We start from the raw sequence: 17,131 nt of genomic DNA on the forward strand, positions 1-17,131 counted from the left end.
TCCCTCCCTCCCCTTTGGGATGCGAAGACTCGATCCGCGACTCCAGCAGCGTGTGGTGATGATTGGGGGGATCATAGTGGTGTATCGTAATATATAGGCAGCAATAGCGCCACCAATATTCGGTGGCGATGTCGCCGAAGAGTACATTACGGGGACGGTCCGACGAGGAGGTATGCCCCGCGAGAGTTATCAGGAGCAGCTCGATGCGCTTCGCGAGGACGTCCTCTACATGAGCGAGATCGTCCTCGAACGCCTCCGGATGGGTCTCGACGCGCTTGCCCGCAAGGACGAGGCGACCGCACAGGAAGTCATCGATGGCGACGACGAGATCAACCGGATGTATCTCGACCTCGAAGGGAGCTGTATCGATCTGTTCGCCCTCCAGCAGCCGGTCGCGGGCGACCTTCGCTTCATCGCCTCCTCGTTCAAGATCATCACCGACCTCGAACGCATCGCGGATCTCGCCACCAACCTCGGCGAGTACACCCTCCAGGCCGAACGCGACGTCTTCCCCGAAGTCGCCGTCCAGGGGATCGGTGATTTCACCGTCGATATGGTCGAGAACGCCATGACCGCCTACGACGAGGAGGACATCGAAGCCTGCTACGTCATCGACGAGCGCGACGACGACCTCGACGACCGCTGTGAGCGTGCGTCGAGCCTCGTCGTCCGGGACTTGATCGAAACCCAGTTCGACACCGGCGAGAGCGTCGAACAGCTCATGACCGACGTCTCGCGACTCCTGCTCACCATCCGTGACCTCGAACGCATCGGCGATCACGCGGTCAACATCTCCGCGCGAACGCTGTATATGGTCGAGAACGACGACGAGCTCATCTATTAACAACCCACCTTTTGCTGCGCTCAGTCGCGCGCTACGCGCGCTCCTTCGCTGGCAAAATGTGGATCAAAAACCTCCTCCTTCCCGTTGGTCAGTCGTCGGCCCGCTCGCTCTCTGCGATCGCTCGCGGTGGGATCGCTAACGCTTTCGGCCACCGCGACGCCACCGCACAGCACCGCCGAAGCCCTCGCACCCTGCGGTCGTTCCCGCAAGCCGAAGGCGAGCGGGGAGCTCGGAGCGCCCAAAGCGTGTTCCGGCGCTCGCCCTTCATGCACCAGGATCGCACCGCTACCGCAACCCCTCTCAGTTGAGGTCGTCGAGCACGGCTGGATCGTAGAACGTCACGTCGTTTCGTAGCCGTTCGGGAGCCATCCACGTCGCCTCGTAGGTCTCATCGAGTTCGGGCTCACGGCCCTCGAAGCTGTCGCGCTCGTAGGGCCACTCCTCGGCGATGTCGCCCTCGTACACGCGCCAGATTTCGTGGCCCTGCTCGCCATCGAAGGTGAAGACGTTCTCGTAGGTTCCGACGAGGCCGACGTTCGTGAGTTCGACATCAAGTTCCTCGCCGAATTCTCGGACGACCGACTCGCGGCTGTGTTCGCCGAACTCGACACCGCCACCGATGAGCCGGTAGAACGGCTCGTCGTCGCCGGGTTCGTAGTCCTTCGAAACCAAAATCTCGCCGTTTTCCCGACGGACGGCCGCGAGCGCGACCGGCCTGATAGCTTGCCAGCTCATAGGGAACGTGGAGAACGGTCTTTACCGGATAGCATTTGCGGTGCGGTGGTGTTGGTTGCGGTGTGGTCTTGGCGTCTTAACGAACGAAGTGAGTCGAGGCTCAGGAGTGTGTTCTCTCCTGGTAGATGAAGGGCGAGCGACTGTAGGGAGCGAGGATTTCGGCGGTGCGGAAGAGTCTAGCAGTTCGACCGCGAAGCGACCGCAGGGAGCGAGCGGACGCGGTGACTGACCACCGGGAAGGAGCCGCGGTTTTAGTGAAGGTTTTGCGAGGGAGCGCCCCGTTAGGGGCGCGACCGTAGCAAAATGTTCATCGGAAGCCGATCCGGCTGTCGCTCCGATCCCGGGCGGTGTCGGCCCCGCCGCCCTTGAACTCGTCTTCCATCCGATCGTAGTAGTCGAGGATGTCCTCGGTGATCGTCGGCCGGACCGATTCGAGCGCCGCCCGGAAATGCCGCATCGCGACGGTTTCGGCCTCCGGATCGTCCCGAAGCGCGTGGATCGCGGCCTCGCGCGCGATGGATTCGAGATCGCTACCGACGTAGCCATCGGTGATCTCGGCCATCTCGCGCAGGCTCACGTCCGCCGCGAGCGGCGTATCGTCGGTGTGGATGCCGAGGATCTGCTCGCGGCCCTCGACATCGGGCTGGCCGACCATCACGAGCCTGTCGAACCGGCCCGACCGGATCAACGCAGGATCGATCATGTCGGGCCGGTTGGTCGCGCCGATCACCATCACGTTCTTCATGTCCTCCAGCCCGTCGAGCTCGGTCAAGAGCTGGTTGACGACCCGCTCGGAAACGTTGGAACCGACCTCGCCACCCCGGCTCGGAGCCAAGCTGTCGAGCTCGTCGAAGAAGATCACGGTGGGCGAGACCTGCCGGGCCTTCCGGAACGTCTGGCGGATCGCTTTTTCCGACTCGCCGACCCACTTCGAGAGGAGCTGTGGCCCCCGCACCGAGATGAAGTTGGCGTTGGTTTCGTTCGCGACCGCCTTCGCCATCAGGGTCTTCCCCGTCCCGGGTGGCCCGTAGAGCAACACCCCCGAGGGCGGCTCGATACCCAACCGGCTGAACCGCTCGGGGCTCGACAGCGGCCACTCCACCGACTCCTTCACCTCACCCTTCGCGTCGTCGAGCCCGCCGACGTCGTCCCACGAGATCTTCGGAAGTTCGACGAGCACCTCCCGCATCGCACTCGGCGAGACCTCGTTCAGGGCTCCGTCGAAGTCGTCGCGCTTGATGATCATCCGGTCGATCAGCGACGGTGGCACGTCCTCCTCGTCGAGATCGATCTCGGGGAGGTAGCGCCGGAGTGCCTTCATCGCGGACTCCTTCGTGAGGCTCTCGATGTCGGCCCCGACGAACCCGTGGGTTTCGTCGGCGAGGTCCGCGAGGTTGACGTCGTCCGACAGCGGCATCCCGCGGGTGTGAATCTGGAGGATCTCCTCGCGACCGCGCTCGTCGGGCACACCGATCTCGATCTCGCGGTCGAACCGGCCGGGCCGCCGGAGCGCGGGATCGACCGAATCGACCCGGTTGGTGGCGGCGATCACGATGACCTGACCACGAGATTCGAGGCCGTCCATCATCGTCAGGAGCTGGGCGACGACGCGGCGCTCGACCTCACCGGTGACGTCCTCGCGCTTGGGCGCGATCGAGTCGAGCTCGTCGATGAAGATGATCGCAGGGGATTCCTCGGTGGCGTCCTCGAAGATCTCACGCAACTGCTGTTCGCTTTCGCCGTAGTACTTCGAGATGATCTCCGGGCCGGCGATCGAGAAGAAACTCGCCGAGGTCTCGTTCGCGACCGCCTTCGCGAGCAGCGTCTTCCCGGTGCCGGGCGGTCCGTGGAGCAACACTCCCTGTGGCGGCTCGATCCCGAGCTTCTGGAACACCTGGGGGTGTTTCATCGGGAGTTCGACCATCTCACGCACCCGCTGGATTTCGTTGCTCAGCCCGCCGATGTCCTCGTAGGTGATCCCACCGCCGGTCTTCTCGAACCCCGAGATCGGCTCCTCGCGCAGTTCGACCTCGGTATCCTCGGTGACGAGCGCCACGCCGTCGGGCTCGGTCTCGACTGCGATCAGCGGAATCGCCTGGCCGGGCGAGCGCATGAACGGATGGTTCGTGCTCGACATGACGGGCACGATGTCGCGCTCGACGACCGGCCGTTTCAGGATCTGGCGTTTGACCATCCCGGCGGCGTCGGAACCGAACTGGACCGAGGCCTCCTCGGGCGGTGCGAGCACCAGCTTGTCGGCTTTTCGTTCCTCGGCCTTCCGGATCTCGACGCGCTCGCCGATACCGATGTCGGCGTTCTGGCGGGTGAAGCCGTCGATGCGGACGGTGTCCGTGTTCCAGTCTTGCCTGTCCGCACGCCAGACTTTCGCGGCGGTGGTGTCGCCGCCCTCGATCTCGATGATATCGCCTGGAGAGAGTTTGAGATGGAGGAGGGTATCGGGATCTAACCGGGCGATGCCACGGCCCGAGTCGTTCGGGTACGCCTTCGCCACTTCTAGTTGGACTTCGTTCATGGCTGGACCACGGGGATAGCTCGTACTCCGTTACTGGCGGAGTTATGCCTTTTGCCTGCGCTGCGAGTCGGGTCTAACAGGGCGACGACAGCGACAAACGACCGGGCGCTTTTTCGCTCCAGCCGACTGCGTTCAGGTATGCGAACGCTGGCTTTCGACGGGCGGATGGGCGCGAGCGGTGACATGCTCTGTGGGGCGCTGCTCGCCGCCGGTGCGGACCCGGACGTGCTGACGCCGGTCGAGAACGCACTCGACGTTCGGTACGCGATCGACGACGTGATGAAAAACGGTATCCGCGCGACGACGGTCGACGTGCTTCTCGACGCCGACGGCGAGCGCGACGATCACGACGCAGACGGCGTAGATGGTGGAGACGGCGGCCACGGAGACCACGACCATCGTCACGATCACGACCACAACCACGGCGATCACGACCACACTCACGCGGAGGGAGCCGGCCCCTCGCGGAGCTACCCCGAGGTCGTCGACCTCGTCGAGTCGATGTCGCTCCCGCCCCGCGTCGAAGCCGACGCGCTCGCGATCTTCGAGACCCTCGGCGCAGCCGAGGCGGCAGTCCACGGCACCGATCTCGACGACACGCACTTCCACGAGGTCGGCGCGGACGACGCCATCGCGGACGTGGTCGGTGCAGCACTCTTGCTCGACGATCTCGCTGTCGAGCGGGTCGTGACCACGCCGCTCGCGACCGGCGGCGGCGAGGTCGCCATGAGCCACGGGACCTACCCCGTGCCGACCCCCGCAGTCGTCGAGATCGCCGAACGTGCCGACTGGTCACTCCGGGGTGGTCCGGTCGAGACCGAACTCCTCACGCCGACGGGAGCGGCGATTCTCGCCCACGTCGCCGACGGGGTGGAGCGACTCCCCACGCTCCGGATCGAGAGATCGGGCTACGGCGCTGGCGATCACGACTTCCCGGAGCACCCGAACGTGCTCCGAGCGCTCGTCGGCGACGGCGAGAGTGGGCTGATCGAGGATGACATTCGAGTTCTCGAAACGAACCTCGACGACGCCGCACCCGAAGTGCTCGGCGGCCTCCACGACAGTCTGCGAGCCGCTGGGGCGCGCGACGTGTCGGTAGTGCCGACCACGATGAAGAAGTCCCGACCGGGCCACCTCGTGAAAGTGGTCGTCAAACCCGAGGACGCCGAGCGGGTGGCCCGCCGGCTCGCGGTCGAGACAGGGACGTTGGGCGTGCGCGAGACCGGCGCACGCCACCGCTGGATCGCCAACCGCGCGTTCGAAACCGCCACTGTCGAGGTCGAGGGGGGCGAGTACGAGGTCGGTGTGAAGATCGCGAGCGATTCCGTGGGCGTGGTGTACGACGTGAGCGCCGAGTACGACGATGCGGCCGCGGTCGCGGCCGAGACGGACGTGGCGGTGCGGGAAGTCATGCGTCAGGCGGAGGAGAGAATAAAGTCATGACAGCAGAAAATTTTTAACTGTTTGCTGAGTGTCAACAACCGATGAGTACACTCGATATTTCGAGTATCCAGGTCGAGAATTTCAAATCGATCAAGAACTCTGGAAGTATCAATATAAAAAATCTTAATATACTCATTGGTAAGAATGATGCCGGGAAATCCTCAATGCTTGAGGCAATTCGTTGTTTTTTAGCGAAAAGCAAACCAGATGCAGATCAATTCCACAAGCAAGATACAGATGAGATCACGATCACTACAACGTGTGTTGGCATACCCGACAATCTTCACGAGGTTCTTGGCGACGACTACACAGTTGAAAGCGACACAGTTGAAATCAAACGAAGATTTGAGTATCGAAAAGGTACTACGCCAAGTGCTACCACATATTTGAATGGAGAAGAGTTATCGAGTGGTGCAATAGTAGTTGACGATGACCGACTCACTAAAGCCCAGTCCCGAAACTATCTCTGGGAACATTTTCTTCCGGATCCAATTTGGATATCAGCTGAACGAGACGTGCGAGAAGAAACGAAGCTTAAGGGTGGAACGGTATTGAATCGGCTTCTTGAACCAATTCTCAAGGAGGGTGGTATAGAGGAAGACAACTCTCTTCAGGACAAAACAGACGAACTTGCGGAATCCCTTACTTCGACCGCTGATATAGTCAGCGAGGACCTTACTGAGAGGATGCAATCTCATATGGCCGACATAGATCATATAGAGATTAACCCAGGACCAGTGAGTTTGTCAAAAGCAATCTCGCCTACAATCAGCATCAAAGACGAATACATCGATCAGAGTGTCGATATCGCTGAGCGTGGTTCGGGTGTTGGTAGTCTTCTCATTTTATCATTAATGCAGACCTACGTTGAGATGCAGGTCGGGGAAGGCTATTGTTTGCTTTTTGAAGAACCAGGAAATTTCCTTCATCCTGCCGCAGAAAGAAAAATGTTGAGTGCGCTAAAAGAAATCGCGAATGAGGGACAAGTTTGCATCTCAACTCACTCTCAGGCAATGATTGATCAAGAGAGGGATGCGTCCATGCATGTCGTTCGCCGCGAATCTGGAGAAACCAGTTTCCAACTTGTCGAAGAAGACACATTCGCTATTATTGATGAAATTGGCGCTCGGAACAGTGATCTCCTTCAAAGTGACTTTGTGATTTACGTTGAAGGGCCGTCAGACATTGCAATTCTTAATGAAATTGCGCGTCACGTGATATCTGATTGGGGCAGTTGTAACGTTGTGATCCAGCATCTTGGAGGAACTGGTAGCTTGGTTCACTGTGATCCGGAAAAGCTAGAAAAAATAAATAGAAAATTCGCACTTTTGCTCGATAGTGACCAGAAGTGTGAAGGGGAAGGTCCGAAGAAAGAAGTGAGAGATATCAAATCAAATTTTGACGAATATGACAAGATGTGTGATGTTTTGGACCGTAGAGAAATAGAGAATTACTATTCTCACGAGTCAATCAATGAGATCTGCTACGTATCAGTTGATGAAAGTTTCGTTGGCGAGTACGACGATATAGAGAAGAAATTAAAATCAGAAATGGATGACGGTTATAGCTTTGATAAGCTAAAACATGGTCGAGAGATTGTGGACCACATGTACCAGAATGGAGAAAGCATACAGCCTGTGGAGGAACTTTTGAGAGATTGTGTACAGGAAGCACAACGAGGGTGATCCAAAGTCGTTTACAGGTCATCTGCTCCGGTGTTCTGAAAGCGCTTCCTCGATCGTCAGTTCGCCGGCGGCGACGCGCCGTGCGAGCCCCTCGTTGATCTCGCGATTGCCGTCGGACTGTTCGCGCGAGCGGGCCTTGATCACGTCGAGTTCGCCCACTGTGGGCTCGACGGTGCGCTCCCTGATCCGGTCGCCCGAGCGCCGTGCGATGTTGACGGCGGCGAGCACGTCGCCCATCCCGCGCGCGCCGGTGCCGAGGTAGGGCGTGGTTCCGGTCTCGTCGACCAGTTCGACGGGAACGTCGAGGTCGTCGATGAGTGAGGCTCCTTTGAGTCGTGCGCCGTCGCCGATTCGGACCACGGGATCGGCCGCGTCGGCGATCTCGTCGGCGATGACGCCCGCGGCGTCGGCGAGCGGGACGTGGAACGCCGCCACGACGACCTCGCCCGAAAGTACCGCGATCCCTGGTCGTTCGCCCGGATCGACGCCGACGATCGTTCGGCCGCCGTCGCGCAGCGTCGCGAGCGCCCGATCGACTGCCCGGCGCGGCTCCTCCGGATCGGCCTCGACGCGTTCGATATCGGTGTCCGTGTCGGGATCGAACTCGTCGTCCGGACTGGCGATGAGCACGCGCGCCCGCTCGGGGATCGCGTCGCCGGGCTCGACGGTAGTGAACTCGACTCCGCGCTCGCGGAGGTCGGTGACGACCCCGTGGTAGACCTCGAAATCCTCGGTGGCGACGACGATCACTTCCCCGACTTCGCACCCGGCGCAATTAAACGCTCACCCGGGTGGTGTGGCTGGAGAGCGGGATGACCGACGAGGCCGATGGGTTCATTTTTGTTCGGCAGGCGCGAATCGTGGGTGTGAGCGATCCGATCCCGACGGGCTGTGCGACCATCGACGACCTCCTCGGCGGCGGGCTGTCCCGTGGGGCTATCACGCAGGTGTACGGCCCGCCGGCGGCCGGCAAGACCAACATCGCGCTGTCGGCGGCGGTCGACGTCGCTGCCGATGGTGGGACGGTCTGCTATCTCGACACCGAGGGGCTCTCACCCGAGCGGTTCGAGCAGATCGCGCGGGCACGCGACACCGATCTCACTGATCTCTCTTCGCGAATCGTGATCTCCGAGGCGATGGACTTCGCGGAGCAGGAGGAGGCGGTCCGGGACGCCGAACAGCTCGCCGAGCGCGCGTCGCTGATCGTTCTCGACAGCGCGACGGGGTTCTACCGATTGGAGCGCACTACCCAGGAGAGCGGCGAGACCCTCCGGCGAGTGGGTCGTCAGCTCACCCACCTGCTCGGGCTCGCGCGCCGGCACGACCTCGCAGTGCTCGTCACGAATCAAGTGTTTTCCGATCCCGAGTCCGAATCGGGCCGCGCCAGACCGCTCGGCGGCCACACGCTCGCCCACCTCACCGGTGTGATCGTCCGGCTCGAACGATTCCGGGCGGGCAACCGGCGTGCGACGCTCGAAAAACATCCCGCGAAAGCCGCCGGCGATACCGTTCGATTCGCGATCACCGATACGGGGCTCGAAGGCGTCGAGGAGGACGTGTAGCGGCTGCGGTGGCAGATGCGGAGCGGTGGCTGTTGTGGGGCGGTTGCGGTGCGGGCCTGGCGTCTCACTGAACGAAGTGAGGTGAGGCTCAGGAGAGCTTGCTCTCCTGGCGGATGAAGGGCGAGCGAGTGAAACGAGCGAGGGCTTCTGTGGTGCTGTGCGGGGCGGTTGTCGAGAGGACTAGCAGATGTACCGCGAACGAGCGAAGCGAGTGAGCGGGTATTTTCAGTCCAGGCTTTTGGACGGGGTTCGACCGAGCGACCGCAGGGAGCGAGGGAGGACCCCGTGTAAAAAAGTGGGTGTTGCTAGATCTGATTGAGCTTCCGGAGGAGCTGGCCCTGGCGTTCGGCGTCGCTCCGGATTCCCTTCTGTTCGAGGACGTTGCGTTCGAGCTTGTCGAGCGCGACCCGGAAGGCGCTGTCAGCGCCGTAGCCCTCGCCAGTGCCGGCGACCTGGCCCTGATCCGTCCGCAGGCGGATCTGGGTCTGGATCAGCGGCGTGCCACGGAGTTTTTCTTTGTGTTTGTGAAAGCGGACGTGAGCGTGCTGGACCTGCATCTCTTGATACTTATCAGAAACTTGAGTGATCGACTCGCGGATCGACTCCCGAGTGATGGTGTCCAGCAGGTCGATGTTGGTGATCTGGACGTCCATGTGCTCGTCCTCGGTGTAGCTAAGCGCACGGAGGACGTCGGTCTTGGTGAGCACGCCCGCGACCGTCCGATCGTCGTCCGTCGGGGTGACCACGACGCCGTTGTAATCGTTTTCGAGCATCCGTTTGACGGCCTCGCGGACGGAGGACTCGACCTCGATCGTCGCCACGGGCGAGTTCATCATGTCGTAGATCGGGATGTCGAGCATCCGTTCGGAGTCGCCCGAGCGGTCGCCCTCGGTGGGCTGGTCCATGCTGCGCACTACGAAGTCGACGAGGTCGTGGGTCGTGACCATCCCGGTGAGGTAGCCCGCCTCGTTCTCGACGGGGAGCCGGGAGATGCCGTGCTCGCGAAGGAGATTGATCGCGCGCCCCACACGAGTATCCTCGGTGATGGTGATGACGTCGTCGGTGTGAATCTGGTCGACCACGAGTGCGTCGAGGTGTTCGAGCACCGCCTCCAGGATCGCGTCGGCGGTGACGATCCCCCAGAGCTCGTCGTTCTCGAACACCGGCGCGACCTTGGTGTTGCCCTCGACGAGCATCCGCGCGACGTCCCGAACGCCCGCCGTGCGGTCGATGGTTGGGGCCGTATCGGCGAGCGCGCTCACTTTCGTCGAGTCCTCGACGTGGGACTGCATCAGCGCGCGCTGGGTGATCACGCCGGCGTACTCGCCGTCGTCGACGACGATGATCCCGCGCGGGTTCCGCTCCTCGAAGATCGCGCGCACTTTCCCGAGACGCTCGTCGCTCGTGACCTCGGCGTGGTCCGGGGTCGCGATGTCGGCAATATCCATCGTACTCACTCCACCACCTTCGCTGCCGGGGGTAATCAACACTTTGCCGGAAACCCCCACCACGCATTTGCTTCCCGACCACGTATGATCAGGGATGTTACCGGATCTGCTGCCGGACATCGGCGTCTTCGGTCCCTACACGTATCTCGTGACGGAGGTCGTCTTCGGCGCGCTCGCGCTCGCGCTCCTCATCGCGACTGACGCACTCCGCCGCGCCGCGCGGACCATCGTCGTGCTCTACCCCCTTGCATACGTCTGGGACTGGTACACGCTCGAAGTCGGCGTGTTCGAAATCCCGCTACGCACCGGCGTCGAGCTGCTGTGGATTCCGATCGAGGAACACATCTTCATGATCGTCGTCCCGGCGCTGGTGGTCGGCATCCACGAACTCGTCAACGGGCCACCGACCGACTGAGCCACGACGCGCGGCAGCCTCCGTCGGGACCGAGGCGGCAACGTTTTGCCGACGTTTCCCGAACGGAGGTGCCAGATGGAAGAACGAACGCGCGCGTACCTCCGGGGGCGGTTTCGGGATCATTACCGCCGGACGGAGCCGACGCCGCCGCCCGACGCCGACGCGCGCGAGTGGGGGTACATTCCGTGGACCTCCAGTCCGGGCACCACGATGGTCCGGCACAAGTCAATCCTCGATCTCGGTGATCTCGGCGATTTCCTCGCACGCGAACGCCCGCGTCACGTATACTTCTCGGCGGGGCGGTACGACGACCCCGACGCAGGAAACATGGAAGAAAAGGGCTGGCAGGGCTCGGATCTCGTCTTCGACCTCGACGCCGATCATCTCCCGTCGGTGGAACTCGGCGAGGACTCCTATGCGGAGATGCTCGAGAAGTGCAAGGACGCGCTCCTCCGACTGCTCGACTTCCTCGAAGATGACTTCGATTTCCAGGAGCTCGACGTCGTCTTCTCCGGCGGTCGGGGATACCACGTCCACGTTCGCGACGACGGAATTCAGGATCTGGAGCGCGACGCCCGACGTGAGATCGTGGACTACGTCCGCGGGATCGGGCTCGATCTCGACGGCCTCATCGCTACGGAAGCAGTCGGCGGGACCGCCGGACGGACGAGTCCGGCCCAGAAGCGCACGCTCCGGACCGAAGGTGGGTGGAGCGCGCGCGCCCACCACCACCTCCTCGGGTTCGTCGACGACTTGCTGGAACTGGACGACGAGGCGGCGATCGCCCGCCTCCGCGAGTTCGACGGGATCGGCGAGGGGAAGGCCGAGGCCGCGCTGCGCGCCGCACGCACCAACTACGAGTCGATCGAAGCAGGAAACATCGACGTCCACCCCGCCTTCTACGGCCTCGCGGAACGGCTGCTCCCCGATGTGGTGGCGGCCGACAACGCCCCGATCGACGAACCCGTGACGACCGACACGAACCGGCTGATCCGACTCCCCGGTAGCCTCCACGGGGGAAGTGGCCTCCGCGTCGTCCCGATCGCCCGCGATCACGTCGAAGCGTTCGAACCACTTACCGAGACGATCCCCGAGACGTTCCGTGGTCAGGAGATCACGGTCGAGCTCGACGAGGAAACGACTGTGGAACTCGACGGCGATAGCTTTACACTCCCGGCGGGCACACGTGAGGTCCGTGAATACCTCGGCGTGTTCCTGATGACACGCGGCCACGCCGAGAAGGGCGAAGAATGAATCTCGGAGATCTCCAGTCCGCGCGGAGCAAGGAGCGCCAAAAGGACAGCCTCCAGCATCTCCGCGAGGAGTTCTACGCCGAGGTGGGCGCGTTCGTCGAGGAGCTTCGCACCGAGCGCGAGCGCGCAGCCGCCGCGGCCGACGACCCGTTTTCCGCGCCCGAGGTCCGCCGGCTGACCGACGACATCGAGACCGCCGAGAACACCGTCGAAGCGATCTATGAGCGTCGAGTGGGGAAGCTCGTCAAGCTCGCCAGCCTCGACGCCGCCGGGATGCCAGCCGACGAGGACGGACTCACGAGCGAGGAGCGCGAACTGTTCGAGACGCTCGTCGAGTCGATCGAGTCGAACCGCGCGCACGTCCTCGACGACGTGCTCGCCGGTGACGAGGCTGCCTCCGACGATGGGGCCGAGACCGACTCGCCGACCCCACCGGACGGGGCGACGGGCCCGGCTCCGACCGACGGGGGTGGCGCTGCTGGAGTCGGTAGCGACGACTCGAACCCCGCCGAAACCGGCGCTGCTGTCGAGCCTGCCGGCACCGCCGAACCGGATGGCGGTATCGAGGCTAGCGACGGAACGACTGGACGAACAGCACCGGGCGAGGCTGAGGGTGGCGTCACCGCGGCCGACGCGATGGGCGGCACGGCGGACACGACCGCGGACGCATCGACGAGCGACAAGTCACCGACCGACGAGCCGCCAACCGATCCCGATCGCGCGCCGGCTGGAGCCACCGATACGGGCAGCGAAACCGCCCAGCGGGCGACCGACGACACCGACCGGACCACCGTCCGGATCACGCGCGACGTCGGCGAGATCATGGGCGTCGACGAGCGGACCTACCATCTCGCGAGCGAGGACGTGGTTACGCTCCCCGAAGTGAACGCGACCCCGCTGCTGGAGCGCGACGCGGCCGAACAGCTCGAATAGGCGGTGTGGTACACGTCGATCGATGCACCCGATCCTCGGTTTCAACCGTCGAAACCTCACTGCGCTCGCGGCCGCCACGGCAGTGCTCGTGTCGGCGTACGTTCTCGTTTCACATCCGGTCGTCGAGTACGGCGCGTGGCTCGTCGTCTTCACGATCTGGATGCTGTGGTTCGTGCTCGCTGCCGTCGAATGGCTCTCACAGGCCGATCTCTGATATCACGAACCAACGTTCGAACCGCACTACTCCTGGGCTCGTCCCCGCCGATGAGTCGTCCTCAGTACTTCGCGTCCGCGCCGGTCGTGGCGTAGATGACGTCCATCAGGCCGTCGCGCTGGGCCTGCCACGCGTCGAACTCGTTCGGATGATCGGGGTAGTCTTCGTAGTGATCGAGCAGGCGGTCGGCCTGGCCCTTCGTCTCGTAGAGGTCGTAGAGCGTCCCCCAGTGGCCGAAGCTCTTGATTGCGGTCCGGAGTTTGAGCCCGAGGCCGAGGTTCGCGCTACCCGAGTAGAGCGCGTCGGAGAGCTTCTCGGCGGGGAGCGTCGCTAAGAGTCCCATGAGGTCGTCGAGGCCGGTCGCGCCAACGAGGATGTTGTAGACATCGAGTGCGGCGTAGCGCCCGCCGAAGTGGTCCATCACGCGCTCGTTGTACTCCCAGAGGGCGGCCTCGCTCGTGTCACCGGTCTCGATCGCCTCGATCGCTGCCTCGCCCGCGTACTTCCCGGCGTAGGCCGCGCCCGCGATTCCGCCGCCGGTGGTGGGGTTGACGTGGCCGGCGGCGTCGCCGATCGCCATGAAGCCAGGCGCAACCCCCGAATCGTACGGTCGGCGCGTGGGGAGGGCGGCTCCGAGTTTGTCGACCACAGTCGCGTTCTTGAACTCCGGGCGATTCCGGAGGTCGCGTTTCAGCGATTCGACGAGCTGCATCGGTTCCTCACCCATCTGGAACCCGAGCCCGACGTTGATCTGCGTACTCGTCCGCGGGAAGTACCAGAGATAGCCCGCGGCGCGCTCGGTGGGTTTGAGGACGAGTGCGTCGTCCCACTCGACGGGTTCGTCGACTTCGAGGACCTCGCGGTAGGCAGAGGAGAACTGCGAGTAGCTGACGTTGGTGTCGAAGGTCGCGCTCCCGAGATCGGCCTTGTCCTGGAGGATCGAGAGCGCGCCGGCGGCGTCGATCACCACGTCGCCACGGTACTCGACCGGATCGCCCTGGCGGGTGGCGCGCAGACCCGTCACCCGTCCGTCGTCGTTCTGGATCACGTCCTGCACCACCGTGTCGTAGTGGATCTCCGTGCCTACCCGCTCGGCCCCGTCGATGATGAGCTTCCCGTACTCCAGGCGGTCGATGACCGCGAGCTCCCCTGGTACTGGGATGTCGAGGACGGCGTTCTCTTGAGGGATCTCGAACCGGCCGTGATCGACGTCGGTGTTCGTGAACGCGGGTTCGATGGCGGACTTCGGGATCGCCTCGGGGAACGCGTCGGCCCCCTTGAGCGCGTCGCCGCAGGCGATGTGGCCCGCTTCGTCTGGTGATTTCCGTTCGACGATCGTGACGTCGTAGCCCGCCCGTGCGATCGTCGCCGCGGCGTAACAGCCGCCGGTGCCAGCGCCGACGATGGCGACGTCCGGCTCGTAGGTCGTCATTGGTGGGTGGTTGCGGGGCGGGTGGAAAACTCTTCTCCAACGTCCCGACGGTCGTTCTCCCGGTGTCCGCGCTCGGTCGTGGGGCGGAACGTCAACGAGAGAGGTAAAGGACTTTATCGGGTCCCCACGCACACCGGGTATGACCGACCATACTGTGGAGTTCGTGGGCACCGGCGAATCGATCACCGTCTCCGAGAAGGAGACCATCCTGAGTCGGTGCATCGAGGAGGGAATCGCCCAGGAGTACTCCTGCCGTGTCGGAATGTGTCTCGCGTGTTCGGCCGAGATCCTCGAAGGCGAGGTGACACAGCCGGCGGCGCGCGGTCTCTCCGACACCGAGGCCGAACGGTACGCGCTGACCTGCATGGCCCGTCCGCTCTCGGACCTCAAACTCGATCGTGGCAAGTATCCACCGAGCATCGAGGGCGACGCCATCGCCGGCGGTGACCCCGCACCGGCCGACGATTGAAAAGCGCCTACTGCCTACTGGTCGGCGAAGATTGGTCACTGGCACGAATCAGACTACCGGCTTGACCTGTTTTCGTCGGTTTGGCACATCCGTTGTCCCATTCGATAGCCCACTACTGGACGAGACTGTTTGAGGGACGAACGCGACCCAGGCGGCGACACGTCTTTGTGGCGACGGCGAGTAAGACACGTATGGCGTTTCAACGCGGCGACGGACTCGATCAGGAAGCGGTCAACGAACGCGTCGACACCGCCATCGACGAGTACGAGGTCGTGCTGTTCATGAAAGGTAACGAGCTGATGCCCCAGTGTGGCTACTCCGACCGCGCGCTCGGGCTCGTCAGCCAGTACCGCGAGGAGTTCGAAACCGTCGACGTGCTCGAATCGCTCGACGAGTACCGGGTCGCGCTCGAACGCCACAGCGGATGGGAGACGACCCCACAGACGTTCGTCGACGGCGAGTTCGTCGGCGGCAGCGACGTGCTCGCGGAACTCGACGAACGGGGCGATCTCGAGACGACGCTCGCGACCGGCTGACGCCGCAGTCGAAAGGCAGGGAATATACGTCCGGAGTGCGTACTTCCCGTCGGACGGGCAGCGTCGGCAGCACGCCCGACTGCCGGGAACACCATGACCAACTGCGTATTCCAGCTCCACTCCACGCTCGAACTGCCCCTCGAAGACGTCCACGAGTTCCTCGAGGATCCCGACCTCCCCGAGGGCGTCGAATCGATCGATTTCACCCGTCGGAACAACACGCTGATCGTCCGTGCGGTCGCCGCCGACGATTCCATCAGCAAGTACACACCGACTGCTCAGCTCAAAGCCAGCGTGACCGAAAATCGGGTCTACGAGGAACTCCCCGAAGATGAGCAGCCACCCCATCCTGGCGGTCCCCAGTGGGGCGGCGGCCCGGGTGACGACGAGGAACCACCGCCCTCCGAACTCGTCGAGTACGCCTGCTTTAAGGGCGATCGCGAGACCGTCCTCCAGAACACCGCGCTTCAATACTCGATGTTCGAAGTGCTACGCGAAATCGCCCGCATCGCCGAAAAAGGCACGTTGACAGCGATCGCCGCGGTCGACGACGAGCTCGAAGCCACCCGGATCGTCGACGGCGAGGAGCGACCGGCCTCCCTCGAAGTCGTCGAGGACCCTACCGAAGGTCCGGCTGCGAGCAAGGGTGTCGACTGGCGGGACAACAAGTTCATCTCTGATTAACTCTCGGCCAGAGAATAAGACGCGGGGAACACTTCGGGAAATGCCGATAACCCGTGTAATATGGGTTCTCCACGTGAACGAGTACTGACGGCCTTGGTTTTGGCAAACTCAGAACGAGCGACGGCACACTGCCGTAACTGACCCACACACATTCCAGACAACCTCAAGGGGGAGGAGGTGTCTCCCCCTCCACTGATGCTGGACACATGTTGAGATGTACGCCATCCTCCCAGATGCCCATCGTTTCATGTGGAGGTTGTGAGTATAATTCTATTGGCCGATCGGGATCTCGGAACTGACCCACGCTGCTCACCCACGCGAGCTCATCACGCCACTTTACCCCCGACAGAATGCCGAGATCGGGAACTCGGGAGAGCGAAAAGGATAGCTCCTCGTGGCGCTAAGAGGAAGAGGATCAAAATGAAGTACCTAATTCTGGCTTTCGTAGTTGGGTTCGTGTCGGGAGTAGTTGCGGAGTCGTGGATCCGAGATTGGGATCCGGAAGAATACTACGACTCAATCGAGGTTTTCAGCCAGTAATTGAAATCACCAGCTGAAGGATCACACATCTCTCGGGATCGATTGGCGATTGTAGCACGAGTTGGCTACCCACCTTCGGCCGGAAGTGAAGCAGTGACGTAACTATCGATGGAGACGGAACTATCCAGCCGACGAAGGCTCCCGTTGTCCCTCTCGCAGTGGGTGAGATATTCGCCAATATCCGCGGTCTCGTCAACCCTTGTGTTCCGAGGCGCTGTCGCTATCATTACCCGCCGGTGGTGGCCACGACCCCGATCTCGAGTTCGGCAGCGACCTCGTCGAGGAGTTCGCCTCTGACCTCCTCGACGCGCGTCTCGATGGTCGCCACCACCGGCTGGGCGAAGTCTTCGCGGATCCGGGCGATGCGCTCGCGCTCGGTCGCACACCGTTCGCGGAGGTAGGTCG

General features: G+C 62.7%; 16 protein-coding genes and 1 pseudogene. 11 read left to right on the forward strand and 6 right to left on the reverse strand.

Annotation, left to right across the window (positions count from 1 at the left end; all coding sequences use genetic code 11):
• The first annotated feature begins 172 nt into the window (after positions 1-172).
• Positions 173-844: a phosphate signaling complex protein PhoU gene (phoU, locus tag C449_RS15585; RefSeq protein ID WP_006079002.1), complete on the forward strand. Its 672-nt coding sequence runs from the start codon at positions 173-175 to the stop codon at positions 842-844.
• Between the two features lie 300 nt (positions 845-1,144).
• On the opposite strand, the gene C449_RS15590 is transcribed toward phoU, so the two are convergent.
• Both C449_RS15590 and C449_RS15595 read right to left on the reverse strand, forming a co-directional pair.
• Complete coding sequence (locus C449_RS15590; protein WP_006079004.1) at positions 1,145-1,579, reverse strand: NUDIX hydrolase; 435 nt, start codon at positions 1,577-1,579, stop codon at positions 1,145-1,147.
• 307 nt (positions 1,580-1,886) lie between these two features.
• The gene (locus C449_RS15595; RefSeq protein ID WP_006079005.1) at positions 1,887-4,112 is read right to left on the reverse strand and encodes a CDC48 family AAA ATPase; all 2,226 of its coding nucleotides are present in this window, start codon (positions 4,110-4,112) and stop codon (positions 1,887-1,889) included.
• Between the two features lie 138 nt (positions 4,113-4,250).
• Here C449_RS15595 and larC point away from each other — a divergent pair, with 138 nt between their 5' ends.
• Entirely contained in the window at positions 4,251-5,555 is a 1,305-nt protein-coding gene (gene larC, locus C449_RS15600; protein ID WP_006079006.1) for a nickel pincer cofactor biosynthesis protein LarC, read from the forward strand.
• Positions 5,556-5,596: 41 nt separating this feature from the next.
• Complete coding sequence (locus C449_RS17630) at positions 5,597-7,240, forward strand: ATP-dependent nuclease (protein WP_080504951.1); 1,644 nt, start codon at positions 5,597-5,599, stop codon at positions 7,238-7,240.
• Positions 7,241-7,258: 18 nt separating this feature from the next.
• Here C449_RS17630 and C449_RS15615 read toward each other — a convergent pair whose 3' ends face one another.
• A complete protein-coding gene (locus tag C449_RS15615) occupies positions 7,259-7,990 on the reverse strand; it encodes a hypothetical protein (protein WP_006079008.1) in 732 nt (243 codons plus the stop codon).
• A gap of 62 nt (positions 7,991-8,052) precedes the next feature.
• On the opposite strand from C449_RS15615, the gene radB reads away from it, so the two are divergent.
• A complete protein-coding gene (radB, locus tag C449_RS15620) occupies positions 8,053-8,802 on the forward strand; it encodes a DNA repair and recombination protein RadB (protein ID WP_394295356.1) in 750 nt (249 codons plus the stop codon).
• A 305-nt stretch (positions 8,803-9,107) separates the two neighbouring features.
• On the opposite strand, the gene C449_RS15625 is transcribed toward radB, so the two are convergent.
• Complete coding sequence (locus C449_RS15625; protein WP_006079010.1) at positions 9,108-10,250, reverse strand: CBS domain-containing protein; 1,143 nt, start codon at positions 10,248-10,250, stop codon at positions 9,108-9,110.
• A 106-nt stretch (positions 10,251-10,356) separates the two neighbouring features.
• On the opposite strand from C449_RS15625, the gene C449_RS15630 reads away from it, so the two are divergent.
• The 4 genes from C449_RS15630 to C449_RS15645 all read left to right on the forward strand — a co-directional run bounded on the left by C449_RS15630 (position 10,357) and on the right by C449_RS15645 (position 13,065).
• Complete coding sequence (locus C449_RS15630; protein WP_193790601.1) at positions 10,357-10,665, forward strand: lycopene cyclase domain-containing protein; 309 nt, start codon at positions 10,357-10,359, stop codon at positions 10,663-10,665.
• A gap of 75 nt (positions 10,666-10,740) precedes the next feature.
• Positions 10,741-11,919 (forward strand): DNA primase small subunit PriS, encoded by a 1,179-nt coding sequence (priS, locus tag C449_RS15635; RefSeq protein WP_006079012.1) that lies wholly within the window; start codon positions 10,741-10,743, stop codon positions 11,917-11,919.
• Entirely contained in the window at positions 11,916-12,851 is a 936-nt protein-coding gene (locus C449_RS15640; protein ID WP_006079013.1) for a hypothetical protein, read from the forward strand. The genes priS and C449_RS15640 overlap by 4 nt, the downstream gene beginning before the upstream one ends.
• A gap of 22 nt (positions 12,852-12,873) precedes the next feature.
• Positions 12,874-13,065 carry a hypothetical protein gene (locus tag C449_RS15645; RefSeq protein ID WP_006079014.1) on the forward strand — a complete coding sequence of 64 codons (192 nt, stop codon included), beginning with the start codon at positions 12,874-12,876 and terminating at the stop codon, positions 13,063-13,065.
• Positions 13,066-13,126: 61 nt separating this feature from the next.
• Here C449_RS15645 and C449_RS15650 read toward each other — a convergent pair whose 3' ends face one another.
• The gene (locus C449_RS15650; protein WP_006079015.1) at positions 13,127-14,497 is read right to left on the reverse strand and encodes a geranylgeranyl reductase family protein; all 1,371 of its coding nucleotides are present in this window, start codon (positions 14,495-14,497) and stop codon (positions 13,127-13,129) included.
• A gap of 139 nt (positions 14,498-14,636) precedes the next feature.
• On the opposite strand from C449_RS15650, the gene C449_RS15655 reads away from it, so the two are divergent.
• The 3 genes from C449_RS15655 to C449_RS15665 all read left to right on the forward strand — a co-directional run bounded on the left by C449_RS15655 (position 14,637) and on the right by C449_RS15665 (position 16,186).
• Positions 14,637-14,966 carry a 2Fe-2S iron-sulfur cluster-binding protein gene (locus tag C449_RS15655; protein WP_006079016.1) on the forward strand — a complete coding sequence of 110 codons (330 nt, stop codon included), beginning with the start codon at positions 14,637-14,639 and terminating at the stop codon, positions 14,964-14,966.
• A gap of 191 nt (positions 14,967-15,157) precedes the next feature.
• A complete protein-coding gene (locus C449_RS15660; protein WP_006079017.1) occupies positions 15,158-15,502 on the forward strand; it encodes a glutaredoxin family protein in 345 nt (114 codons plus the stop codon).
• 93 nt (positions 15,503-15,595) lie between these two features.
• Positions 15,596-16,186, forward strand: coding sequence for a DUF7110 family protein (locus C449_RS15665; RefSeq protein WP_006079018.1), 591 nt, complete (start codon positions 15,596-15,598; stop codon positions 16,184-16,186).
• Positions 16,187-16,952: 766 nt separating this feature from the next.
• On the opposite strand, the pseudogene C449_RS19030 reads toward C449_RS15665, so the two are convergent.
• A pseudogene (locus C449_RS19030) lies at positions 16,953-17,131 on the reverse strand (ArsA family ATPase); the annotation flags it as partial.

It is taken from the genome of Halococcus saccharolyticus DSM 5350, assembly GCF_000336915.1.
In the GTDB taxonomy this organism is placed as follows: Archaea; Halobacteriota; Halobacteria; order Halobacteriales; family Halococcaceae; genus Halococcus; species Halococcus saccharolyticus.